Annotated in this window: 20 protein-coding genes; 11 read left to right on the forward strand and 9 right to left on the reverse strand. The window is 40.6% G+C overall.

The features are described from left to right. Nucleotides 1-522 precede the first annotated feature (522 nt). Genes WA1_RS58910 through WA1_RS37715 form a run of 3 tightly spaced genes read left to right on the forward strand, consistent with a single transcriptional unit; the run spans nt 523 to nt 9,183 of the window. A complete protein-coding gene (locus tag WA1_RS58910; RefSeq protein WP_066613150.1) occupies nt 523-7,302 on the forward strand; it encodes a CHAT domain-containing tetratricopeptide repeat protein in 6,780 nt (2,259 codons plus the stop codon). A 19-nt stretch (nt 7,303-7,321) separates the two neighbouring features. Further along, on the forward strand, nt 7,322-7,684 hold the full coding sequence (locus tag WA1_RS37710) for a hypothetical protein (RefSeq protein WP_017747942.1): 363 nt from the start codon (nt 7,322-7,324) through the stop codon (nt 7,682-7,684). Then, nucleotides 7,681-9,183 (forward strand): hypothetical protein, encoded by a 1,503-nt coding sequence (locus WA1_RS37715; RefSeq protein WP_017747943.1) that lies wholly within the window; start codon nt 7,681-7,683, stop codon nt 9,181-9,183. Before WA1_RS37710 ends, WA1_RS37715 begins: the two co-directional genes overlap by 4 nt. A 64-nt stretch (nt 9,184-9,247) precedes the next feature. Here the strand turns inward: WA1_RS37715 and WA1_RS58915 are convergent, their stop codons facing one another. After that, nucleotides 9,248-9,985 carry a GUN4 domain-containing protein gene (locus tag WA1_RS58915; RefSeq protein WP_017747944.1) on the reverse strand — a complete coding sequence of 246 codons (738 nt, stop codon included), beginning with the start codon at nt 9,983-9,985 and terminating at the stop codon, nt 9,248-9,250. Nucleotides 9,986-10,056: 71 nt separating this feature from the next. Continuing rightward, nucleotides 10,057-10,245: a CHAT domain-containing protein gene (locus WA1_RS55955; protein WP_017747945.1), complete on the reverse strand. Its 189-nt coding sequence runs from the start codon at nt 10,243-10,245 to the stop codon at nt 10,057-10,059. A gap of 243 nt (nt 10,246-10,488) precedes the next feature. On the opposite strand from WA1_RS55955, the gene WA1_RS53910 reads away from it, so the two are divergent. After that, nucleotides 10,489-11,085 (forward strand): IS607 family transposase, encoded by a 597-nt coding sequence (locus WA1_RS53910; RefSeq protein ID WP_017747946.1) that lies wholly within the window; start codon nt 10,489-10,491, stop codon nt 11,083-11,085. After that, entirely contained in the window at nt 11,066-12,148 is a 1,083-nt protein-coding gene (locus WA1_RS37725) for an RNA-guided endonuclease InsQ/TnpB family protein (RefSeq protein ID WP_017747947.1), read from the forward strand. The genes WA1_RS53910 and WA1_RS37725 overlap by 20 nt, the downstream gene beginning before the upstream one ends. Here the strand turns inward: WA1_RS37725 and WA1_RS37730 are convergent. After that, nucleotides 12,116-12,865 (reverse strand): carbonic anhydrase, encoded by a 750-nt coding sequence (locus tag WA1_RS37730; RefSeq protein WP_017747948.1) that lies wholly within the window; start codon nt 12,863-12,865, stop codon nt 12,116-12,118. The genes WA1_RS37725 and WA1_RS37730 overlap by 33 nt on opposite strands. Before the next feature lie 282 nt (nt 12,866-13,147). Next, entirely contained in the window at nt 13,148-14,356 is a 1,209-nt protein-coding gene (locus tag WA1_RS37735; RefSeq protein ID WP_066613156.1) for a NupC/NupG family nucleoside CNT transporter, read from the reverse strand. A gap of 68 nt (nt 14,357-14,424) precedes the next feature. On the opposite strand from WA1_RS37735, the gene WA1_RS37740 reads away from it, so the two are divergent. From WA1_RS37740 to WA1_RS37750, 3 genes are all read left to right on the forward strand, one after another. Beyond that, nucleotides 14,425-14,634 (forward strand): hypothetical protein, encoded by a 210-nt coding sequence (locus tag WA1_RS37740; RefSeq protein ID WP_017747950.1) that lies wholly within the window; start codon nt 14,425-14,427, stop codon nt 14,632-14,634. Then, entirely contained in the window at nt 14,621-14,893 is a 273-nt protein-coding gene (locus WA1_RS37745) for a type II toxin-antitoxin system RelE family toxin (RefSeq protein ID WP_017747951.1), read from the forward strand. The genes WA1_RS37740 and WA1_RS37745 overlap by 14 nt, the downstream gene beginning before the upstream one ends. 434 nt (nt 14,894-15,327) lie before the next feature. Further along, the gene (locus WA1_RS37750; protein ID WP_017747952.1) at nt 15,328-16,047 is read left to right on the forward strand and encodes a hypothetical protein; all 720 of its coding nucleotides are present in this window, start codon (nt 15,328-15,330) and stop codon (nt 16,045-16,047) included. Nucleotides 16,048-16,089: 42 nt separating this feature from the next. On the opposite strand, the gene WA1_RS37755 is transcribed toward WA1_RS37750, so the two are convergent. From WA1_RS37755 to WA1_RS37765, 3 genes are all read right to left on the reverse strand, one after another. Then, on the reverse strand, nt 16,090-16,641 hold the full coding sequence (locus WA1_RS37755; RefSeq protein WP_017747953.1) for a hypothetical protein: 552 nt from the start codon (nt 16,639-16,641) through the stop codon (nt 16,090-16,092). Between the two features lie 47 nt (nt 16,642-16,688). Then, the gene (locus WA1_RS37760) at nt 16,689-18,035 is read right to left on the reverse strand and encodes a cytochrome P450 (protein ID WP_017747954.1); all 1,347 of its coding nucleotides are present in this window, start codon (nt 18,033-18,035) and stop codon (nt 16,689-16,691) included. A gap of 71 nt (nt 18,036-18,106) precedes the next feature. Then, nucleotides 18,107-19,999 (reverse strand): lipoxygenase family protein, encoded by a 1,893-nt coding sequence (locus tag WA1_RS37765; RefSeq protein ID WP_017747955.1) that lies wholly within the window; start codon nt 19,997-19,999, stop codon nt 18,107-18,109. Between the two features lie 663 nt (nt 20,000-20,662). Here WA1_RS37765 and WA1_RS37770 point away from each other — a divergent pair. From WA1_RS37770 to WA1_RS37780, 3 genes are all read left to right on the forward strand, one after another. Beyond that, entirely contained in the window at nt 20,663-21,214 is a 552-nt protein-coding gene (locus tag WA1_RS37770) for a hypothetical protein (RefSeq protein ID WP_017747957.1), read from the forward strand. A 16-nt stretch (nt 21,215-21,230) separates the two neighbouring features. Next, nucleotides 21,231-21,515: a hypothetical protein gene (locus WA1_RS37775; protein ID WP_017747958.1), complete on the forward strand. Its 285-nt coding sequence runs from the start codon at nt 21,231-21,233 to the stop codon at nt 21,513-21,515. A gap of 202 nt (nt 21,516-21,717) precedes the next feature. Beyond that, complete coding sequence (locus WA1_RS37780) at nt 21,718-22,341, forward strand: Uma2 family endonuclease (protein WP_017747959.1); 624 nt, start codon at nt 21,718-21,720, stop codon at nt 22,339-22,341. 36 nt (nt 22,342-22,377) lie between these two features. Here WA1_RS37780 and WA1_RS37785 read toward each other — a convergent pair whose 3' ends face one another. Beyond that, complete coding sequence (locus WA1_RS37785; RefSeq protein ID WP_017747960.1) at nt 22,378-23,022, reverse strand: Uma2 family endonuclease; 645 nt, start codon at nt 23,020-23,022, stop codon at nt 22,378-22,380. A gap of 220 nt (nt 23,023-23,242) precedes the next feature. Further along, nucleotides 23,243-24,112, reverse strand: coding sequence for a DUF5895 domain-containing protein (locus WA1_RS37790; RefSeq protein ID WP_017747961.1), 870 nt, complete (start codon nt 24,110-24,112; stop codon nt 23,243-23,245). Between the last annotated feature and the right edge of the window lie 221 nt (nt 24,113-24,333).

Raw genomic sequence — 24,333 nt, forward strand, 5'->3', positions numbered from 1 at the left:
AGTCATAGTTAATTTTCAGGAATTCAATGTAACATATGATACTGGATTTACCTTAATTGCGGAGCGAAACTGAAAAAAAGAAATAAACCTTAAACCACCATCCGTTTTATTGCAAATAAACTTAGTACTATCTAAGTTGTAGTTTGTTCTTTGGCTCATCTGACCACCTAATTCATCGCGTTTATTGCCACTAGCATCAAACACGATCGGGTAATACTGCAATGAAGTTTCGGTTACTTTTTCAATTGGGCATAACAATAAACAGGTTGCTATTACAAGGATTCATGCAGAGATTAGCCGTTTTCGGAATAGACTCAAGATTTGCTTTAAGTTAAGTTTTTGGGTGTTCTGGGCAATAAACTTTGAGTAGCCGTGTAAAATAAACTATTTAGTTATACCGAAAATTTTCTGGAAAAACCTCAACAGCGTGTGAAGTAAAACTAAAATACCATTATTTATCTAAAAATTGGTTTGGTGCAAACAAACACTTGGGGTTAGCGCTAGGAAAAGGAGTTTATCTGGATGCTGAGTGAATTTTTAACTATTTTAATACGTAAGATAACTGAGAAGCTCAGTTTGTTTGATCGCTCATTCCGAGGCAAATCTTCAGCAACGTCCACTCCAGACAACTATGAGAATTTTCTTTTAGAGGTATTGCAAGTCACTTCAAAGAGTGGGAGCGATAAGCAAGCGGTTTACCCGTTGCTGGAAGCAAACCTTGATAAATTGGATGATAACTTTACTGTTTTATTACAGCGCTGGGCAACCAATACTCTATCTAACCTAGAGGAAAATGAAGCGGAAAGCATTGCCAAGTCTATTTTTGATTTCAGCTACTGCATTCAACAATATCCTCATGGTAGTAAGGCAGTCAACCAAGATGTGGCAATAGCAGGTTATGAGATAGCCTTGAGTGTCTACACCCGCGATGCCTTTCCACTAGAGTGGGCAAATACACAAAACAATCTTGCCAACGCCTACTTATATAGAATCGAAGGGGAAAGAGCAGAAAATCTCGAACTCGCGATTGTAGCTTGCAACCAAGCATTAGAAATTTACAAGCGCGATGCCTTTCCACTAGAGTGGGCAAATACACAAAACAATCTTGCCAACGCCTACTTTGATAGAATTGAAGGGGAAAGAGTAGAAAATCTCGAACTCGCGATTGCAGCTTGCAACCAAGCACTAGAAATTTACAAGCGCGATGCCTTTCCACTAGAGTGGGCAAATACACAAAGCAATCTTGCCAACGCCTACTTTGATAGAATCGAAGGGGAAAGAGCAGAAAATCTCGAACTCGCGATTGCAGCTTGCAACCAAGCACTAGAAATTTACAAGCGCGATGCCTTTCCACTAGAGTGGGCACGTACACAAAGCAATTTTGGACTTATCTACTCTAATAGAATTAAAGGGGAAAGAGCAGAAAATCTCGAACTCGCGATTGCAGCTTACAAGCAAGTACTAGAAATTTACAAGCGCGATGCCTTTCCACTAAATTGGGCACGTACACAAAGCAATTTTGGACTTACCTACTCTAATAGAATCAAAGGGGAAAGAGCAGAAAATCTCGAACTCGCGATTACAGCTTACAACCAAGCACTAGAAATTTACAAGCGCGATGCCTTTCCACTAGATTGGGCAAATACACAAAGCAATCTTGGACTTATCTACTTTAATAGAATCAAAGGAGAAAGAGCAGAAAATCTCGAACAAGCGATTGCAGTTTGCAACCAAGCATTAGAAATTTACAAGCGCGAGGCCTTTCCACTAGATTGGGCACGTACACAAAACAATCTTGCCAACGCCTACTGCAATAGAATCAAAGGAGAAAGGGCAGAAAATCTCGAACAAGCGATTGCAGCTTACAACCAAGCACTAGAAATTTACAAGCGCGAGGCCTTTCCACTAGATTGGGCACGTACACAAAGCAATCTTGGCAACGCCTACTTTGATAGAATTGAAGGGGAAAGAGCAGAAAATCTCGAACAAGCGATTGCAGTTTGCAACCAAGCATTAGAAATTTACAAGCGCGATGCCTTTCCACTAGATTGGGCACGTACACAAAACAATCTTGCCAACGCCCACTTGTATAGAATCAAAGGGGAAAGAGCAGAAAATCTCGAACTCGCGATTACAGCTTACAACCAAGCACTAGAAATTTACAAGCGCGATGCTTTTCCACTAGAGTGGGCACGTACACAAAACAATCTTGCCAACGCCTACTTATATAGAATCAAAGGGGAAAGAGTAGAAAATCTCGAACTTGCGATTGCAGCTTGCAACCAAGCACTAGAAATTTACAACCGCGATGCCTTTCCAATAGAGTGGGCACGTACACAAAACAATCTTGCCAACGCCCACTTGTATAGAATCGAAGGGGAAAGGGCAGAAAATATTGAACTCGCGATTGCAGCTTACAACCAAGTACTAGAAATTTACAACCGCGATGCTTTTCCACTAGAGTGGGCATTTACACAAAACAATCTTGCCAACACCCACTTGTATAGAATCAAAGGGGAAAGAGCAGAAAATATTGAACTCGCGATTGCAGCTTACAACCAAGTACTAGAAATTTACAAGCGCGATGTCTTTCCACTAGAGTGGGCATTCACACAAAACAATCTTGGCAACACCCACTGGTATAGAATCAAAGGGGAAAGAGCAGACAATCTCGAACTTGCGATTGCAGCTTACAACCAAGTACTAGAAATTTACACTCGCAATGTCTTTCCACTAGATTGGGCAAATACACAAAGCAATCTTGGACTTATCTACTCCAATAGAATCAAAGGGGAAAGAGCAGAAAATCTCGAACTTGCGATTGCAGCTTGCAACCAAGCACTAGAAATTTACAACCGCGATGCCTTCCCACTAGATTGGGCACGTACACAAAACAATCTTGGACTTGCCTACTCTAATAGAATCAAAGGGGAAAGAGCAGAAAATCTCGAACTCGCGATTGCAACTTACGACCAAGCATTAGACATTTATACTCGCGATGCTTTTCCACTAGAGTGGGCAAATACACAAAACAATCTTGCCAACGCCCACTTGTATAGAATCGAAGGGGAAAGAGCAGACAATCCCGAACTCGCGATTGCAGCTTACAGCCAAGTACTAGAAATTTACACCCGCGATGCCTTTCCACTAGAGTGGGCACGTACACAAAGCAATCTTGGACTTGCCTACTCTAATAGAATCAAAGGGGAAAGAGCAAAAAATCTCGAACTCGCGATTGCAGCTTGCAACCAAGCGCTAGAAATTTACACCCGCGATGCCTTTCCAGAAGATTGGGCACGTACACAAAACAATCTTGGACTTGCCTACTCTAATAGAATCAAAGGGGAAAGAGCAGAAAATATCGAACTCGCGATTGCAGCTTGCAACCAAGCACTAGAAATTTACACCCGCCATGCCTTTCCACTAGAGTGGGCAAATACACAAAACAATCTTGCCAACGTCCACTTGTATAGAATCGAAGGGGAAAGGGCAGAAAATATCGAACTCGCGATTGCAGCTTACAGCCAAGTACTAGAAATTTACACCCGCGATGCCTTTCCACTAGAGTGGGCACGTACACGAAGCAATCTTGGACTTGCCTACTCTAATAGAATCAAAGGGGAAACAGCAGAAAATATCGAACTCGCGATCGCAGCTTGCAACCAAGCACTAGAAATTTACAAGCGCGATGCTTTTCCACTAGATTGGGCAAATACACAAAACAATCTTGCCAACGCCCACTTGTATAGAATCGAAGGGGAAACAGCAGAAAATCTCGAACTCGCGATTGCAGCTTACAACCAAGTACTAGAAATTTACATCCGCGATGCCTTTCCAGAATATTGGGCACGTACACAAAGCAATCTTGGACTTGCCTATCGGAATAGAATCAAAGGAGAAAGGGCAGAAAATCTCGAACTCGCGATTGCAGCTTGCAACCAAGCGCTAGAAATTTACACCCGCGAGGCCTTTCCACTAGATTGGGCACGTACACAAAACAATCTTGGACTTGCCTATCGGAATAGAATCAAAGGAGAAACAGCAGAAAATATCGAGCTCGCGATTGCAGCTTGCAACCAAGCACTAGAAATTTACACCCGCGATGCCTTTCCAGAAGATTATGCACATACACAGAACAATCTTGGACGTGCCTATCGGAATAGAATCAAAGGAGAAACAGCAGAAAATATCGAACTCGCGATCGCAGCTTACAACCAAGCACTAGAAATTTACACCCGCGATGCCTTTCCACTAGATTGGGCAAATACACAAAGCAATCTTGGACTTATCTACTCTAATAGAATCAAAGGGGAAAGAGCAGAAAATCTCGAACTCGCGATTGCGGCTTACAACCAAGCATTAGAAATTTACACCCGCGATGCCTTTCCAGAAGATTATGCATTCACACAAAACAATCTTGGCAACGCCCTCTTATTAAAAGGGGAAAAAGTAGAAAATCTCGAACTCGCGATTGCAGCTTACAACCAAGCACTAGCAATTTATAAGCGCGATGCCTTTCCAGAAGATTATGCACGTACACAAAACAATCTTGGCAATGCCCACTTATATAGAATCAAAGGGGAAAAAGCAGAAAATCTCGAACTCGCGATTGCAGCTTACAACCAAGCACTAGCAATTTATAAGCGCGATGCTTTTCCAATAGAGTGGGCATTCACACAAAACAACCTTGCCAACGCCCACTTGTATAGAATCGAAGGGGAAAAAGCAGAAAATCTCGAACTCGCGATTGCAGCTTACAACCAAGCACTAGAAATTTACACCCGCGATGCCTTTCCATTAGATTGGGCATTCACACAAAATAATCTTGGCAACGCCTACTGGAATAGAATCAAAGGAGAAAGGGCAGAAAATCTCGAACAAGCGATTGCAACTTACAACCAAGCACTAGCAATTTATAAGCGCGATGCCTTTCCACTAGATTGGGCACGTACACAAAACAATCTTGGCACCGCCTACTGGAATAGAATCAAAGGAGAAAGGGCAGAAAATCTCGAACTCGCGATTGCAGCTTGCAACCAAGCGCTAGAAATTTACACCCGCGATGCCTTTCCAGAAGATTATGCACGTACACAGAACAATCTTGGACTTGCTTACTGGAATAGAATCAAAGGAGAAAGAGCAGAAAATCTCGAACTCGCGATCGCAGCTTACAACCAAGCGCTAAAAATTTACACCCGCCATGCCTTTCCAGAAGATTGGGCACGTACACAAAACAATCTTGGACTTGCCTATTGGAATAGAATCAAAGGAGAAAGAGCAGAAAATCTCGAACTCGCGATCGCAGCTTACAACCAAGCGCTAAAAATTTACACCCGCTATGCCTTTCCAGAATATTGGGCACGTACACAAAACAATCTTGGCACCGCCTACTATGATTTAAAGCAATTTGACAAAGCCATTGAGTGTCTCAAATTAGCTTTAGAAATCGGTACACCTACCGCCAACCCTATAGAATGCCTTCAATCAGGGCGTAACCTGGGTAAGACAGCTTCTATGATTGGCAGATGGTGTGAAGCCATCTTTGGTTATGATAAAGCAATTCAAGCTGTTGAGCAAAGCTCCTTTTGGGCTAGTCGTGAGAAGACTCGTCAAGAACTGCGAGCAGATGCGATAGATGTTTATAATCAAATTGTTCAAGCTTGTATCAAGAACAATCAGATAGAAAAAGCGATAGAATATGTTGAGCGCAGTAAAGCTCGTACTTTAGTTGAATTCTTGGCTTCCCGCAACTTTTATCCAAAAGGCGATATTCCTCAACAACTTCTTGAGAAACTCCAACGTCTTAAACGCGAGATTGCACCCAAACAGCAATTGCTCGAATCTCTGAACGACAGCGATGAGAATCAAGCAATAGACACAAAAAGCCAGGTTGCACAGAAAGGATTATCCCTCTCTTTAGATTATGTCAAGCGATTGCGGCTTGAATTAGATGAATTACAGATTGAGCTTGAACAAGTCTTAAACCAAATCAAACGATTCGATCCAAGTTACCAACTCACTCAAAAGGTTCAACCTATTTCTTTTTCAGAAATTCGCGCTACAATAGATGACCGCATTGCTACCATCGCATGGTATATTACACATGATTGCTTCTTCACCTTTATCATAACAAGCAATAATCAACCATTATTCTGGAAATCATCCAGCGATGACTTAAAGGAATTAGAAAAATGGCGGGATGAGTATCTTAATGACTACAAAACTTTGAAAGGTAAACAGACACAAGCTTGGAAAACTGATTTCATCAAACTCCAAAAGCTTTCCTCAATCTTGGATTTGGATGAAATTCTCTCTCACCTTCCCAATCACTGTAATCAACTAATTCTCATTCCCCATCGTTACCTTCACCTATTTCCTCTCCACGCATTACCATTACAAACTCATGAATGCCTCCTCGACAGATTCTCCTCTGGTGTGGGATATGCTCCCAGTCACCAGCTATTACAATTGAGTCAAAACATTGCATCTCAACAAACTTCCTCTGTCAATAGCTTCTTTGCCATCCAAAATCCTACTCTAGATTTAGACTACACTGAAATTGAAGTGGAAGCGATTCAGCATCGCTTTGATACCAAGGTGATTTTAACTCAACACCAAGCAACCAAAAATGCCGTTTATCAATCTCCTGATTTTCTCAATGCCGAATACCTTCACTTTTCTTGTCATGGCTCTTTTCATGCACCCACCCCTCTTCTTTCTCACCTATCCTTAGCAGAATCTGTAGTTGCTTCCAACTCTTCTACCAAGCAAACAGCAGAAAATACCCGATATCTACCTTGGCGAGACAGTAAATTTGTTGACTTAGAAAAATGCCTCACCTTGAGCGACATTTTTGCCCTTCATCTTAAGCAATGCCGTCTCGTCACTCTCTCTGCCTGCGAAACTGGTTTGACTGATTGGCACACTCTCACTGATGAATATACTGGTTTAGCAAGCGGTTTCTTGGTGGCAGGTAGCCCCAGCATAGTCAGCAGTCTTTGGGCGGTTAGTGACATCTCCACTTGTTTTTTGATGATTAAATTTTACCAAAATCTGCAAACAGAATCAACTATCGCTAAAGCTCTCAACAACGCGCAGCGCTGGTTACGAGATGTCACAAAAGAGGAATTACAACAGTGGGCACTGGGATTGAATTTGAGCGCCCCTTTTCGACTAACAATTGAAAGCTTGTGGTACACTGACTTCTTTAGGGATAATGAAGCTAGTTGTAAACCTTTTCACTCACCAGAGTATTGGGCAGCGTTTTGTGCTATTGGGCATGATGGTTCTATACACAACTAAGTAAGGTAAGAGGTTATTTATGTTACTTGATGAACAGAAGATAAAAGCGTTTGCTCAACTGATTCAATCCCAACCCTCTTTATTTTCAGAGCAACAACAAGCACAGTTATGGGAATTATTTCCTGGTTTACCAAATGATGCCAATAAAGTCGCAAATGCGATTGCTGAATGGTCTCAAGATTATCAAGAAGTATGGAACGAGCTTCTGCCTCTTATCGCTCAAAACTCAGATAGTATAACAAGAGGTCCATTGGAAAACCCTGAGCCAGTTAACCCGAAAGACTATAAAGAACAAATTGTCAACGCTATGCGTGAGAGTTTTCCTTCGCCCAAACAACAACCATCTCCTCCACCCCAATCTCCTTTGGATTCTCAACAATGAACCAAAACTCAAGGGCGCTGCAAATTCGCAATCCTAGCCTCACTCTTTTTGCCTTCCATTTACGTCATACCCTGAACGAAGATTCTAATCAAGTCAAAGAAAATGCTGAGCATTTATGGGAGCAATGTGTTGAACTCGGACAACAACTCAATCTTGATCCAATAGCGTCCCTTAAGTCAAAACTTGTTTGCTACGAGGGGAATCCAGGCGTTTATAATCCTACTCTAGAACAAAAAGCTTTAGAACAGAAGCATTACAATAAGCACTCTAGTCTACCATTAAATTTATTAGAACAAACACCAATTCTGAAATTTCAAGTTCCTACTTCACTAAACAGCCCAGAATGTTGGGGAGAAATTTATCCACTTCGCATTCACGATACTTACGCAGTTGACTTTACTCTGCGCTACAAGGAATTGGTAGATATTAAGCTACTCAATCAGCTTAATCCCAACGGCTACTTCTTGTCTAGTTGGATGCGTCCAAGTTTGGGTGAAACACTGTTGCTGTTTGCCGAATCGCTCAATGATAGCGATGACTATCAAACCTTAGCAAATGATTGCGTTGAGGCTCTGTTATCTGAAACAATTGCAAGCCAAGTCAGTTGTGTTGCTCAAGGAAAACTTTTTGGGAATCCAATTTTTGAGTATGAAAACAAGCAGGAAGCACCTACCCAACATATTCATCTTTGGGTATGGTTAAAACCTCCTAGTAATTCCATAGACTTGCCAAAAGAAACAAATTTTCTGTTAAATCTCCTGATGTGCCGTAGTAAAATCCTTTTCGCCTATCATCAGGCAAGACAGTGTTATTCGGTTGCACGGCAACTCTATAGTCAATTGGAAGAAAAAGCCCAGATTTTTAATAACTTGCCTACAGATTCAGCACGCCGACTAGAAAAGCTCAAAGAATTGCTCTCCACTCTCTCATCCCTTGGGTTTAAATACGCTCGTACTCTCAGAGATATGGTTGATAGTGACTCTTCTATCCTCACTAACAGAACAAACTACAACACATGGTTGTCGAAAATTGACCAAAAAAGTCAAGAAAAATTTGACGATGATGATTTAAAGTTTTTAAAGAATTTTTACAATCGCACTTGTTTGCGCTTGCATAAACAGATTCAGACAGACTTGAAATACTTATCCCCAGGGCAAAATATGTTTCAACAAGCGATCGCTCTGAGTCGAGGTATAGTAGAATTAGACCAAGCTGAACGCGATGATCAACAAGAGAAACTCGAAAAAGAACGCGAGCGGAACTTTCAAACTACAGTCTTTGCAGTAGGCGCTGGGTTATCCGTGGGAGGGATTGTCATTTCTGCTTCTAGCCAAGTGACAAAAGAGAACCCGATTCGACTTCCCTTATCTCCCACTTTCTCTGTTCCTCCCCATCCTTTTATTCTCTGGGTTTTCGGAAGTATCATTTCCGGGTTAGTGGCAGCATGGATAACTTGGTATGTTACGAAATATTGGCAAAAACATAGCGCTAATGGCTAATCGTCAAAATGAGTTGTCAGGGCGAGAGTCATGCCGTAACTTCTGCACCTCTTGAACTTGCTAGCTATTTTATGCCACAAGCATCTAGTTTAGACGAAATTGCAACAATTCTCTCTAAACCAAACCCCCCCAACCACCCAGCCACTCTAACAGCCAATGCAATATCCCCTATCCGTCCTAATGGTAGATGTCCTTGGGGTGCTTTCTTCACATCAAATATTAAGAGATCTCCATACCATAATCCGTTTTTGCCTCGCCAACCAACCATTTCCCCAAACTTTTCATAGGTTTTTTGATCTGGATTAGAATCTCCTGCTATCTTTTTCCAAATCCGATTTTGAACGCTAAAACCAAAGCGTCCATGACTGTATTGCACCCATAGTTTATCAATGATATGTAGAACTTCACACGGAAATTTGCGAAGGCTTTCAATGTTCATGTAACCTTGCTTTTCTCGCTTAGCTGTTTTCAGCATCAATATAACCGTTTCTCGGTCTGCATCTTTCCACCTGCCATCTTCCAAAAAAGCTTCCAGTATTCTAAATTCTTGCAATCTTGACAAACCTTCTGGTGCTGGAGATTGGCAATTCATTCCCGCTTGAACAAGTTGCCCTTGACACACCTGTAAACTTTCCCAAACCTTTCTAGCCCAAGCCAGTTTTGCTTGCTCTTTTTGCAAAAATGCCTCTGGTATTTGACCAGAAAAGGTTGATGGGTAGGGAGTTACATCCCAGCCGCATCTTGAGCAGCAATTAATTCTGCCTTCAATATATTCAGTCTGGCAAACTGGACAACCAGTCATCTTAGCCCTCACTGTCAATTCACTGAATACTACGCTAAGCTACAACTGTGTAACTCTACTTACCTCATGGATTATACATTGTTCTGTAGTGGTTTAGGATCGCCTTGGCAAATAAAAACACCCCAGTAAAGTGGATTAGGATACTTTTTCTTCATTTCTAATTGAGTCTCACGCAAAGCATCTGTACGCGATCGCCCCTCCAACACTCGATGGTAAAACTCCTCTATACTGCTGTCGCTTATTCCATCTACTGTCCCCAAACCGGACTGCTCTTTTGGAGATTGGGAGTGATGGTTTGTATGTTCGTCAGCGTGCAGTCAGTATCATTTTAACATTTTTATCCCATAGTCACTTTTGAGATTGACGTATCAGGGTATCCTACAGATCTGGGTACATTGGACGCTCTGCGAGAAAACTTTAGAGAACCCGTCCTTGAGGTTGTTAACTAGTTAGTCCTTTGTTAATATTTGCTCACTTTTATTTAAGTATGCTAAGATAAGTGTATGGCATACATACCACTCAGAAAAGCGGTCGAATTTCTGGGATTGCACCCAAATACTTTGAGGAAATATGCAGATGAAGGCAAAATCAAAAGCATCAAAAACTCGGCAGGACAAAGACTCTACGACGTTGAATCATATACCAAAGGCGATTCAACTGGAATTACCACTATTTGTTACTGTCGAGTCAGCTCCTCAAAACAACGTGACGACCTTGATAGACAAGTCGCTTATATGCAATCCCTCTACCCCAACGCCGAGTTTATTAGAGACGTTGGTTCAGGAATCAACTTCAAGCGTAAAGGACTGCAAGCCCTACTGGACAGACTTTTGCGCGGGGATAAGTTCACACTTATTGTTGCCTGTCGTGACAGACTCGCACGGTTTGGATTCGAGCTTATACAGTACATGGTCGAGCAAAACGGTGGACAAATCGTGGTTCTTGACAAAGCTGTATACTGCCCGGAATCAGAACTCACCCAAGATTTACTCTCAATCCTTCACGTATGCCGTTGCCGAATGCACGGACTCAGAAAGTACTCCAAGAAAATCAAGGAAGATTTATCTAAGACTGACTCATGTGCAGAAGATACTGATTAATCAATGGTTTGGTGTATCACGATTTGTGTTTAATCAAACTATTGAGTTATTAAAAGATGGAGTAGTCAAAGCTAACTGGAAAGCCATCAAGGGTGGCATCCTTAGTGGCTTACCCGATTGGTGCAAAGACACTCCTTATCAAATCAAGTCTATTGCTATCAAGGATGCGTGCAAGGCAGTAAGTAATGCCAAATCAAAGTACAAAAATGGTGGTGGTATTAGTCGAGTGAACTTTAGGTCAAGAAAAGATCCGAAACAATCTTGCTATATTCCCAAATCGGCTGTGTCAGAGAAAGGAATTTATCACACCATTTTAGGTGAGGTTTGCTATAGGGAATTTCTCCCGAAAAACTTTGGGGATTGTCGATTAGTACTCGCTTATGGTGATTACTATTTAACAATTCCCGTTGAAAGTCCACAACTTGAAACCGAGAACCAAGGACGCGTTGTGGCTTTAGATCCAGGCATTAGAACGTTTTTCACATTTCTTTCAGAATCTTCTTTTGGTTGGTTGGGTAAGAATGCTAATGTAAAAATTCAAAAACTTTGTTTTAAGTTAGATGAATTGTGTAGTGGCATCTCTAAAACCAGAGGACAGTTAAAACGAAGATTAAAGAAAGCAGCCAACCGTCTGCGTGGCAAAATCAAAAACCTTGTAGATGAACTGCAGAAAAAATCGATTCGTTTTTTGGTAGATAATTTTGACATAATATTGCTTCCAACTTTTGAGACTTCTCAGATGTCAAAGAAAGCCAGACGCAGAATTCGGTCAAAATCTGTACGTCAGATGTTAACTTTATCCCACTACAAATTTAAGCAATTTATTAAGCACAAAGCTTTTGAGCACAACAAAGTAGTGCTAGATGTTAACGAAGCTTACACTTCAAAAACAGTTAGCTGGTCTGGAGAAATTGTGAAAAACTTAGGTGGAGCTAAAATCATTAAATCCTCATCCACAGGTCAAACAATGGATAGAGATTTAAATGGTGCGCGAGGGATTTTCCTTCGTGCAATGGTTGATACGCCCTGGCTAAGAGAGAATCTTAGCTTGAGTATTTGTTAACGTGTGTTGGGAATCGTTAACGAAAATGTATCGGATATAATCCTTGTCTTCGAGAAAGTGGCAATTTCGGGTTCGAGATCTTGTGGAAGCGATCGCACATGATGGGCTTAATTCCCATGGTATGGTACAGACTTGCAAATCTTTAATTAACCCACTACCTATATCTAGCACCCAAGCATGAACGAGTGGTGCTTTTTGTTCGTGGAGTGTCTTACGCATGATTGAAGTCTGGTACAAATTTTTTACCTGCGCCATCACATTGATTTCCGCTAAACGATTTAGCCGTTCTTCTGTTGTGGATAAAGCATCAATTTCGTCTTGTTTTTGCAAATAGAGTTCTCGTATTGGATTCACCCAGTTATCAAGAATTCCTATTGTTCTTCCTTCCAAGGCTGCTTTGATTCCACCACAACCGTAATGACCGCAAACAATAATGTGTTCGACCTCAAGATGGTTTATTGCGTATTCAAGAACAGCTAAAAAGTTAATATCCGTGAGAGATACTTGATTGGCAATATTACGGTGAACAAATAATTCTCCAGGTTCTGTACGTGTAAAATTAGTTAAAGGCAAACGACTGTCAGAACAACCAATGTAGAGATAGGGTGGTTTTTGTCCCCGTGCTAAATCTTCAAAATAAGTAGAGTTTAGAGCTAGCTTTTCAGCAACCCAAGCCTGATTGTTCTTGAGAAGCTCATCAATGCTGTGATACTTCATTAATGTTTAGTACAAGAGGTGAACTTAAGAACTAACGTGGAAATAAGCTACCAGTTTGTAAAGACGCGGCGAACTTGTACCCCTCCGATTGTTTTAGTAACTGAATAATACATTATTGAAATGCAATTCCCTTACTACATAGTTTGAAACCAAAAAAAGATTAAAGCCATCTTCAATCATAAAAATTTGTATTTAGATAAATATAGAGATAATAAACTTAATTAATCTCTACCTTTCATCAGTGAGCAGTGACCAGTAACCAGTGACAAATGACAAATGACATCAAACTAACATTCCAGCAATACAAGCAGTCATAAAACCTGCAAGCAAACCCCCAATCATCGATCTAACACCCATACGAGCTAAATCGTGTTGGCGAGTTGGTGCCATTCCGGTAATCCCACCAATGGTAATGGCGATAGATCCAACATTAGCAAAATTGCATAAAGCGTAAGTAGCAATAACGATCGCACGTTGAGAAATTTGACCTTTCTCAATTAAAGTCTTCAGATCTAAATAAGCAATAAACTCATTAAGAATAGTCTTTTTACCTAACAATACCCCCACTTGACCGCAATCAGCCAAAGGCACACCCATAAACAAAGCCACAGGAGCCATAATAAAAGATAAGATCCATTCTAATGAAAGTTGCGGCAATCCAAAGAGTGTCCCCAACCATCCAAGCAATGCATTGACTACAGCTAACAAACCCAAGAAAGCAATAATCATCACTCCCACATTAACCGCTAACCTGGCACCATCAAGCGCCCCTGAAGCCGCAGCATCAATGACGTTAACAAAATTTGTTTTGACTTTTACCCTCACTTGTCCTGCAGTGTCGGATACTTCGGTTTCTGGGTAAAGTAATTTAGCAACCACCAAAGATGTCGGAGCAGTCATAAAAAAAGCAGCTATGAGATGTTCTGTTGGTAAACCGAATGATAAATATGCTCCTAAAGTCCCACCAGCAACCGTGGCAAAACCACCTGTCATCACTGCAAACAGTTCTGATTGTGTCATTGTTGGTACATAAGGCTTAACTATCAGTGGTGATTCAGTCGGTCCCAAAAAGATGTTACCCGCACAAGATAAAGACTCAGATCCTGAAGTTTTCATAGTCTTCATCATCACCCAAGCTATACCAGTCACTGTCCACTGCAGAATCCCGTAATGATACAGAACGCTAATGAAGGCGGAAAAAAAGATGATTGTGGGCAAAACTTGAAATGCAAACAAGTGATCTTTATAACTCTCGCCAAAAACAAACTTTGCCCCCACGTCCGAAAATCCTAAAAAACTGGTGACAACATCGCCTAAAGACTTGAATGCTGTTAACCCACTAGGAGTTTTCAAAATCAAGAGTGCAAATAAAAACTCTAACCCTAGTCCCCATGCCACTGTTCTCCAGCGTACAGCACGGCGATTTACAGAAAAGATGTATGATATTCCAATAAAAACAAATAGTCCCAAGGCTGAAATTGTGCGTTCCATTATTTCTCCCAAAAATACACCACTATTAACCTTGGTCACAGAGTATACACAAAATAGATGGTAGAAAAATGCTAGAAATTAATAAAAATTATGTAATGGATGAAAATCAGCAACCAATAGCTGTACAAATACCCATAGCTGATTTTGAAAAAATTGAAGAAATATTAGAAAACTATGGATTGGCAAAACTTATGGAAGAATCAGAAGATAATGAACGTCTTTCTAAAGATAAAGCTCTGAGATATTATCAATCATTGAAGAAGAATGTGGAAGATTGAATTTACTAAAAGGTTTTTAAAAGATTTAGCTGATTTACCAGAAGAAATACAAGCCCGGATCGAACCGATTATTTTTCAAGAACTTGAGTCAGAAAATCCTTTTGAACTAGGGTATTTGGAAAAAATGAAGGGGTACGCTGACAAGTATAAAATTCGCGTGGGTGACTATAGAATAGGTATCAGTATTGAAAAAGATACACAAACCTTAATTTGTCAGCGAGTCGCACACCGTAAAGATATTTATAGAATATTCCCTTGACAGCGTTGTGCATCTCTGTTCTGTGTATTTTACAAATTGTTACTTAGATGTATAGATCTACGCCTAAACGCCGATTTATCCTGAAGAACTGTTCATGCCAAGGTAAATCTAAGTAGGGCTTGCTGAAAAAACACAACTATAGTAACGAAATGTAAAATATTGCTACTTCCGTTAGTAGTTGCGCTGAGCACGCTAAAGCGCAACTACTAACCAGTGATGATTATTTGTGCCGACTTACTTGTAACAGAAATCAGAGAAAAAAGAATAAAATGTAACAAAATATGCTTGATTTATGGTCAAACTATTTCAATTTATGGACAAAAAGATATTTTTATGAAAAATCTTTAACAATAGGAGCATATCATAAACATTCTATAAATTTTTCTGTTATATAATATTGTTAAAAAACTATATATTCCGAGGATATTAAAACTGTGCTTGATGATTTACTAGGATTAGAGATTAGTCGAAAAGAATTACAGAAATTGACTAACTTGCCTGTAAACGATGAACTAATAATTATTAGCCATCCTCTTCAAGGAATAGTCAAGAGATTTATAGAAAAGGTCAAAGGTTCTGAAGGTGCTACTGTAATTTTTATAGGACTGAGTGTATTGGTTGGTAGTTATGTTGCCATTGACCTTATTATCCGATTCTTTGCGACTTGGGTAGCAATACCATCCTGGCTATTATTAATTATATTAGGCTTTTTAACTGGTTCTAGCGCACAAATTTTCTTGTACTTTTTTTGGAAGCAAAGGCTGAAGCTGGTTGAAAAAAAAATTACACATTCCCTGAAAATTTTATTGAATGATGTAGAAAGATATAATTCTGTTATTAAAGCAATAGATATTAACGACCAAATAGAAGCGGCGGGAAATCCGGGAGTCAGTTTAAAAGAAAGACAAAAAGTTCTTGAAGCACTTGAGCTTACAAGAAGCGATCTTGTTCGTGCCTTAAAAACCGAAAAAATTTTAAGAGAGAATAAAAAGTTTATTATTAGTAGATCGGAGTTATTTGCCAATAACTTAGCAACATTAACAGCAATGCAAGTCAGCGAACAAGCTAGCGAGCACGGACGATTGTTAAATGAAGCATTGCAAATTGCTTTAGACGTGCAACATGAGATGAAAAGTTTACAAAGTCAAGGTTAAACAGATGATTTTGGTCACTGGTCACTGGTCACTGGTTATTCTTTATCTAGCGATCGCTAAACATTCGTTTTGAACCAGGGTAAGCATATCATTGAAAGCAGGAGTATAACGACCATCTTCATCCACAACTCTACGAAGTGTATATTCGCCAATCCGTGGAATTCCCCCAAACCATACGTTCTTTCGCTGCCAGATATCTCCATTGTTAGAGTCTTTGTCTTGGATCATTGTGAGATCGACGATCCACTTTGGAATCGGTAGCCCGAACGCAAAGGGTGTAATTTGCGCTCGCTGTAGGGTTTCATCATCGAATTGAAATTTGTACTGAAATTGAGTCAATTGGGCAGAACGAAGTAATATCCATCCAAGAATCGAGTTATGAAAAGTCCATTGCACTGGGGCAAAGACGGGTAGAACGAAGGAACGGGTTTCTGTATCCCATTCTAAGTTGTACATTGTGATGCAATCATCTGGAAGTGGATTGCCATCCATAAAGAATACACCCTTTAGGACGGTTGGTAAGTTAGTTTGTTTGACGGGGATCATCCAAGTTGCAATGTTGTCGAGTTGCTTTTTTTCGATCGCTCCAATCATTACCTTTTTCCTCGTTTACAAGTCATCTACAAAATACTTTCCAGCATTTATCGTTGAGTAAATCCTTGCAGCACTAAATCATTAGGAGTAACAGCAGTCACTTTTTCAAAATCCCACTTGACTTGTGTAAAGGAGTTCCATTCATATTTTTTGAACAGATACAGACAAAACATCTTGATTATGCCAATGGATAAGGATCTACCGGGACACGCACGCTCATGCCCTTCTCCGTTCCAAGATACGATATCTGAAAAATCTCGCGTAACGTCAAAACTATCAGGATTGTTGTACCTGTTGGTATCCCGATTCGCCGTGAAGATAGATCCAAGCAAACGCGTCCCCCGTTGGAATGGACATCTCTGCCCTCCAATCTCAACTTCACCCCCTTCGGTGGTAAGTTGGCTGACAAATCGCACGGGTGGATACATACGAGCGGTTTCCAGAATAACTTTTTGGATAAGTGTTGACTGTTCTAGCGCATATCCGTTTGGAGTTTCCGTTCCATCCCAAAGAGCATTTACTTCAGACACTACACCATTTCTTAAGGTTTCATCCAGGCAGAGAACACCAATAACAGATCCCAAAAGAGCGCTTGTACCTGCAGTTCCAGCAATATGAATCATATCGAAAATGCTGTTGGCAATCTGGTGTTCGTTCAACTGATACCGAGCACCTGTTTCCAAGTACGATCGCCATTTTGGAGATTGTTTGTATCGCTCAATTAAACGCTTTCGATGTTGGATGTTAGGGTAAGTTTTAAATGCAAGCAAGTACTGGCTAATGAAATTTGGCAAGGATGCGAGTACCAGCCCTTTAATGTAATTACGGGATGCAGCAATTTCTGTTTCAGATAATGAAATCTCGAAAACAAGTTGATGCAAAATCTCAAGCAACATCCCTTGCAAATCGTTGCCGATATGTAATTGTCCTTGTATGGCAGCCTTTGCTAGGGAGCGATCCACTAAATACCCCAAAACTTCTGCCTGTTCTGATGGTTCTGGTAAGGCTTGTAAGAACACGGCGCGAGCTCCTGTATGCTCGTTACCGTTCATTCCCAAGCTGAGTGGATTGTTTAGCTGGTAGCTAGGAGCTAATATTCTAATGATGCCTAAATCATTTCCCCTCACTTGAGGTTCGATTTGCATCAGTTCCTTCACCTTAGAGTGAGAGGTATGCATAATCGCGTTGTCTACCGCAAAAAATTTCTCTCCAATATTGTCCTTACGGATGTAAAGAAAGTCCCTCCATGCACCTAGGATGGAAATGCCATCCATGTAATAGGCAACTAAGCGGAGAAACTTGCCAATGGGAGTGTTGTAACCAACTTTGGCTAGAATACGTGAAAGCCAGATTTGGCGCTCGTGAGCTTGGAGAATTTGATCTTTATTTGCCATAATGTTCCCTTTGATGCCCTTATATTTTCAATCACCTGGTCACTGGTCACTGGTCACTGGTCACTGATTCTCTAAATATTAATGCTCTGAGGAATTTTGGAAGGTAACAGATAGTCATAGGTTGGGCGTTTCAAATTGCGCTGATTGATAGTCGCTTCAACCTGCTTGAGATTGTTCTGAAATTCCTGTAATAAAGGTTTTACTTGTGGATTTGTAAAGTATCCTTGTGGATACTCACCAAGTCTGTTGTAATATATAGACCCCAGCAAAGCCAGCAGGTTATATTGCCTTTGTGCCTGATCTAGGGGTGCGAGCAATTTGAGATAATCTTCCTCGCCAACTTCTTTTGTGAGAGTTGAGGCTGGTGCATATCCAGCCAGTGGTAAAGCTGCTGCATAACCCATTAGATCTTTCTGGGGAAAGTTAACGGCAGCATGTTGAGCGCTGGCTGTGAAAATAATCAACGTTACGGCATCAACCAAGTAGTCTCGCGTCTTGATACCTCCATCTTCACCAAAATCAAACACGCGTCCGCCATTGTAAGATTGGGCTTCGGCTGCCCATGCTTGAAGGGCTGCGTCTTTTTGAATGTCCTCATCTTTAGCATAGTAAAGGTTTAGGTAACTTGAAACCCATTGATGAATGGCATCCCAAACCAACAGTGCATCATCTCGGTAAGGATACACAGGCAACAGGTTAGGATCGTCCACGCCGCGCTGCTTAAATTGCTTTGGTAACATGGCATTATTGAAGCTATAGCTTTGCAACCCGTACACTGCTAAAACCCGAGAGTTATCGATGGTTGCTGAAAGCAATCTATCGACTCCACCACCACGAGCAATTAAAACTCGTTGGGCTGCATCGTTAATCGCTAAAGTTCCCTCAAAATGAGGGCGCAGCAGTACGCTTAGGGGATGGCTGCGGAGAAGTTGCCGATGGGTTGCAAGTACAAAGGCACCAACGAACAAGTGGGTTCGCCCTAAGTGAGTAACGGGTTCGTGGACATTGGCGTCGGCTATCTGGACAACGGTTTTGGCAAACAGCCAAGCATACTTACCGGAATGAGGGGTCACGATGGGGTAATCCGGACCTGGGGTTTGACCGCATTGAATGGCTACCGGGCGCAGTAAACGAGTGGGATCGGAGCCTTTGGGTAATGCAAAGAGTGCTAAGGGAGCGTAGAGATATTTTTGATAGTATGGAAATGTACCGTCGATAGCACCATTCAAAATTCTATAGTCTGTTAAGTAGAGCCTTCCTTCCTCTCCGGCGGCTGCTAAGGAATCGTCGGTTCCCATCACCGCCTGGTAATGTTCATCTTTGACTGGAAAGCGATCGCTCAGACTGCTTACTCGTTCAATCGTAACAGGATTGTACCCAGCGACTCGCATATAGGCAAACACTTCATCTTCTTGGAACGTTGCTGCGATCGCAGGCACTCCAAGCACTGGAAACAACTTTTCGTAATCCTGTAGACTGGTGGCGCGTCCTGTAGGTTGTCCTTCATACAAAAGCTCAATGACTTTATGCAGAGAATCTCTCAGAATTGTGACTCCGCTTTCCTTCAAGATAGAAAATAACAGATCGTCAAGTTCTCTGAAATCTCGAGATATGCCTTGAGCTAGAATTTGAGGAACAATTTGTAAAAATTTAACAATAATATTCGTTTGGAACGGTATTGCTCCTTTCAGCAATACTTCGAGGATAAACAATCTTACATCATCACGAATCGACTCGGAACCGCGATTGCCTCGGTTAGTAATCAGAGTATTAACAAAAATAGCCCTTAATTGCTGAGCCAACAAAAAATACCAACCATTGGTGAAATCCTCCGCCGGAGATAGCCGGTCTAGCATAGCCAGAGGTGGAATATGGGTGTAGTTATATTGGTATTCTTGCCTAGCTATGTCCAGACTATCAACATTTGGGACATTTATCGAATTAGCTTGTGATGAATCTGTCATGGAGACTCCCCGCGTGTGGATTGAAGAGAACTTCAAAACTCAACTTAAAAAAAGACCTCCTTTACTTTTTTTAATTGATTACGTGGACTAGAAAGCTTCACAACTTCACAGTCTTTAAACTCATTTTTTAGCTATAAATTTTCACCCATTTACTTATACACCACTTGGTTGTTAAATGGAAGATAAGTTTGTTAAATTCTTATTTATTTTAAATATAGCAATCCTATTTGATGAGGACTTACGCAACCTCAACGGTAGTTTGGGGATTTAACGCATTGCAGATCCCCCCAACCCACGCCAGATGCTTCAAGCCGGGGGAATCATCCAATGCACTGGCTCCCCTTAAAAGTAAGTCAAGATTGATTTGTGAGAATGTACTGAGCCTCACCAAACCACGGTATCTCCCAGATACCGGGTTTCTTTATCTTCTAAATACCAGACTTGTAATCTGGATTTAGCCGTTAGTGCTAGTATAAACGTTGACAGCGATTTCACTTGTGTTTGTTAATTGCGATCGCCCAAAGGGCGGGGGCTTCTCCATCACACCCAAGCGTGTTGTCTCAAAAGGCTATAAAATCGTTGGAGTGAGCAGTCTGACCGATCTTCGCGAGCAGTACCCTTCTAAGATATTGGTGCAAGACATGAGGTATCAAAAAAATAGATATGAATATTTTCACATACATAACCTCAGTTAATTCATCAATTCGCACAAAACTATTTGTCTGGGATACGAAGATTCAAGAATATTTAGAATTTTACTATAACAATCAAATTGAAAGGATAAGAGGTACAGAATTTGGAGATTGTATTTCTAAAGTCAGATATCTAATTGAAAGAGTTGTTACAGAACCCGAATATTTTCGGGGAGTACAAGACATCAACGGTAGACTGCAAGCTGGTGCAATGGTTGAAGAATATTTTGACTGTTTGTATATTGATACCCTAACTAATGCTCCTTGGAATGTCATTAAAAACCAGCCAGAAACAGTTAAAGGTGCTGCCACATCAATGGTAGAAAGATTGGCAAGAGAAAGTATTGAGCTAGGTTATAATGGGAGACTGAGAGTCATATCAATTGCTCGCTCTAAATCATTTTACACTAAGATTGGATTTATTGAGGATGAAGAAAGTTCATCTAGTATGGAGCTAACACCTATTCAAGCAGAGTTTTTTCTTTTACAACAACGTATTAGAAGACAAGAGTCTCACGATTAAAGAAGGTGCCGAAAATATGTCAGAACTAATCAATAATCAGGAAGATATTGCCAAGCTCGTTAAATGGGGAGAAGAACTAGATGAATTAGACAGCAGTGCTTTTGCAGGTAAGCCAGTAACTGATGAAGAATTGACAGAAATAGCAAAATCATATATTCACGGTACTTACCTGCAAAATTATTTAGAAAAACTTAGAACTAAAAAACAAGATTTTTTAGCAAAAATAGATGAATTAGAGACTATAGAAAAAGAAATACAAGAACAAATTCTTAAATTATCATCAAAAATAAATTTTGAATGATAATGGTGGGTAATTGTTAAAGTGATTAACACAATTCAATTGTCAACCGCAAGCTCAAACCTCTTATTAAAAAAGGAAATTCAAGCACCTATTGGTGGTGTAGTCAAAGAAATTCAGATTATACTCTAGCTCATTTTTAATCATGGCTCCCACCTTAACAATAGAAATGGTAACGTATTAACCTATGATTTAAGCGCTCGCCATGTACGCAGCAATCATCAAGCCACTAACTTTTGAAGAATTCCTTACCTGGGATGATGGTTCAGGTAGGGACTTTGAGTTAATTGATGGAGTTCCCGTGCCATTATCAGAACCAAATGCGAATCATGAGGATTTGATAGAGCGACTTTGCTCTTACCTTGAAACTCACTGTCTGGAGTTAGATTTACCCTATGTTTGCCGACAATCCAAGCAGGTTCGGCTCAAGATAGGACCAGGAGAGAAGGAAAAAAGCCGCAAAGCCGATATTGTGATTTTTGCAAAAGCTGAATGGCAACGAATGAAAGGTAGCTCTAGTTCTGCGGCTGCTTACATTCCGCCTCCAGGAATCATTGAGGTAGTCAGCAATAATTGGAAAGACGACTATCTCACAAAACTTGCTGAATACGAGGATTTGGGTGTTTCAGAGTACTGGATTGTGGATTACGCCGCCTACGGGGGAATTCGGTATATCGGCTCGCCCAAGCAACCTACAATTACAATTTATCAACTCGACAATAGTGAATATCTACCAAGTAAAATATTTAGAGAGCAGGCTCGGATTGAATCCAAGCTGTTTCTCAATTTACCTCTCACTGCTGAGCAAATATTTGCCATGAGTAGGTAATAGATAATAACTATAAGCTAATTGGGTAATAATATATCACTCATGGCTTTTTAAGCCTTGCTCAAATTTGTCGATACATTCAAGTAAATTTGTAATTAAAGCGCATTGAGAGAGCAGTGAGATATCTAGCTCTGGCAAAAACTCACTCTTTTGGATGCGCTCGTACCCATAAGAATCTACAAATTTCTTAGGTGTTTCTTCCCGCAAATGGTACAAGTTAAGCCCATTGTTTTTCCACACCCAAACTTCTTTGACGTCCAGTCGCCGATAAGTCTCTAACTTATCAATATTACCGCTTGTTATATTGACTTCTATAGCAATATCTGGGATGCTTTTTTCTTCTCCTATACAGTAACACTCATCAGGCTCCGCACCAGCTTTTTTAGCTTTATTTCTAAAAGTAGTGCTTCCCATAGGTATACAGTTAATGCGTTTTCTGTAAAGAAAATGCTCTAGCAATATAGCCAGATTTTTTTTGACTTTTTCATGTCTAATTGACGGTGACACAATTTCTAATACTCCATCCAAGTACGTAACGCGGTAATGGGAGTTATCCTCCAATTTAACTAGCAACGCCTCATAAATTTCCCAACTTACACCGCTAGTAGTAAATCTTTCCTCTGGGTCTTCTACGTGTACCAGTTCTGATTCTTCTATGAATTCTTTTAAACTGCTTACCATATCATGTGCTGCTTGCGGTATATCATTACCGTAACATAATGAAGCATTACAGAACAAAAGCAAGTGGTCTAGCAAGAACCCCGACTTTTGAGAAAAGTCGGGGTTCCGATCGACGGACTATTTATACCAATTTGAACAAAGAATGCGACGGATAATTGGTTGAAATCAAGTCTAGGCATGACTCTCTCAATCCAAAATCCAAGACCCAAAATTTTATCGCCTAATATGGTGGATAAGCAAAATCATCTTCATCAGGATAGACGTAGGAATTTGAAACTCCTGCCATCGCCATTTTAGGTGTTTCTACTTTTGCCGTATCCTTGCCAAAATCTTTATACTCTTCAAAAGTCTTGCAGATACTTTGAGATTCTTCAGCATCAGAAGCAATGAGATATTCTGTCAGTGTAGAAGCTGTGGGATGTTTGTAATCCACCGTTGAAGCCACCAAAACTGTATTTGGTTCAATTCCTCTTTCTTCACAGTTAAGAATTGGGCAAAAAATCCCATGGGCGTGAAAGAGGGGACCTTTGGGTGTCACAGGTAGCCGACGGAATCCAGCATAAGCTTTTTCTAATTCAGCCAGAAATCCACTTGCTATCCTACCTTGTTGATACTCGCAATAGCTTTTACTGAAACTTGCTCCAGCCGCACCATTAAGAGTTAATTGTAGCGGTGTCTCATGTAAAAACTTTTTATCTTCCCCTACTAAATAAATTAAATAGCGAGTAAATGTTTTAAATTTAAGTTTGTCTGCTAAAAAAGCATCGTAATGATCTCTTAGTGTGCCTAATTTTATCCCAGTCTCTCGGTCTTTGACAGATAAAGGTCCTCGCCTGACTATGACTAAGCGTGGAGTTGTGGTCATAAACACCGTTTCAACTCCCGAACTAAATTCATGCTCTATCTGCTGCCAGGTGCGATCGCTTTGAAAGCCAACTGCACGAGCATTATCTAGCTTAACCGCTAACCCGTAGGGTTGTAAGCCCTCTGTGCCATACCGAGGATTGATCATCTGACACCAAGGGATGACTTGAGAAGTTGGTGCGCTATACTTCTCGTCCTCAAAGTCGAATTTTGCAGATGTTTTCATCGTCCTCTCAGAGCAGTTCTCAGTGTTTTGAATATCAAGTTTACACGGTTTAGCAAGGCTTGGAGTTTAAGTACCTGTGGCTGTTTCTACAAGCACAACCATGAGTTGCTATTTTGTGACAACAAGTCAAAAAGTAATACTTTTGTATCATTATATCTTGATGATACACACAACAACACAGCAGATCTTAACAAGCTGCTGTCCAACCTTGGGTCAAGAAA

The sequence above is a fragment of the Scytonema hofmannii PCC 7110 genome (assembly GCF_000346485.2).
GTDB lineage: Bacteria > Cyanobacteriota > Cyanobacteriia > Cyanobacteriales > Nostocaceae > Scytonema > Scytonema hofmannii.

Excerpts from the sequence above, each read along its gene's own strand:
- WA1_RS58910 (WP_066613150.1), top strand. The coding sequence starts at position 523 with ATGCTGAGTGAATTTTTAACTATTTTAATACGTAAGATAACTGAGAAG.
- WA1_RS37710 (WP_017747942.1), top strand. The coding sequence starts at position 7,322 with ATGTTACTTGATGAACAGAAGATAAAAGCGTTTGCTCAACTGATTCAA.
- WA1_RS37715 (WP_017747943.1), top strand. The coding sequence starts at position 7,681 with ATGAACCAAAACTCAAGGGCGCTGCAAATTCGCAATCCTAGCCTCACT.
- WA1_RS58915 (WP_017747944.1), bottom strand. The coding sequence starts at position 9,985 with ATGACTGGTTGTCCAGTTTGCCAGACTGAATATATTGAAGGCAGAATT.
- WA1_RS53910 (WP_017747946.1), top strand. The coding sequence starts at position 10,489 with ATGGCATACATACCACTCAGAAAAGCGGTCGAATTTCTGGGATTGCAC.
- WA1_RS37730 (WP_017747948.1), bottom strand. The coding sequence starts at position 12,865 with ATGAAGTATCACAGCATTGATGAGCTTCTCAAGAACAATCAGGCTTGG.
- WA1_RS37735 (WP_066613156.1), bottom strand. The coding sequence starts at position 14,356 with ATGGAACGCACAATTTCAGCCTTGGGACTATTTGTTTTTATTGGAATA.
- WA1_RS37740 (WP_017747950.1), top strand. The coding sequence starts at position 14,425 with ATGCTAGAAATTAATAAAAATTATGTAATGGATGAAAATCAGCAACCA.
- WA1_RS37745 (WP_017747951.1), top strand. The coding sequence starts at position 14,621 with ATGTGGAAGATTGAATTTACTAAAAGGTTTTTAAAAGATTTAGCTGAT.
- WA1_RS37755 (WP_017747953.1), bottom strand. The coding sequence starts at position 16,641 with ATGATTGGAGCGATCGAAAAAAAGCAACTCGACAACATTGCAACTTGG.
- WA1_RS37760 (WP_017747954.1), bottom strand. The coding sequence starts at position 18,035 with ATGGCAAATAAAGATCAAATTCTCCAAGCTCACGAGCGCCAAATCTGG.
- WA1_RS37765 (WP_017747955.1), bottom strand. The coding sequence starts at position 19,999 with ATGACAGATTCATCACAAGCTAATTCGATAAATGTCCCAAATGTTGAT.
- WA1_RS37770 (WP_017747957.1), top strand. The coding sequence starts at position 20,663 with ATGAATATTTTCACATACATAACCTCAGTTAATTCATCAATTCGCACA.
- WA1_RS37775 (WP_017747958.1), top strand. The coding sequence starts at position 21,231 with ATGTCAGAACTAATCAATAATCAGGAAGATATTGCCAAGCTCGTTAAA.
- WA1_RS37780 (WP_017747959.1), top strand. The coding sequence starts at position 21,718 with ATGTACGCAGCAATCATCAAGCCACTAACTTTTGAAGAATTCCTTACC.
- WA1_RS37785 (WP_017747960.1), bottom strand. The coding sequence starts at position 23,022 with ATGGTAAGCAGTTTAAAAGAATTCATAGAAGAATCAGAACTGGTACAC.
- WA1_RS37790 (WP_017747961.1), bottom strand. The coding sequence starts at position 24,112 with ATGAAAACATCTGCAAAATTCGACTTTGAGGACGAGAAGTATAGCGCA.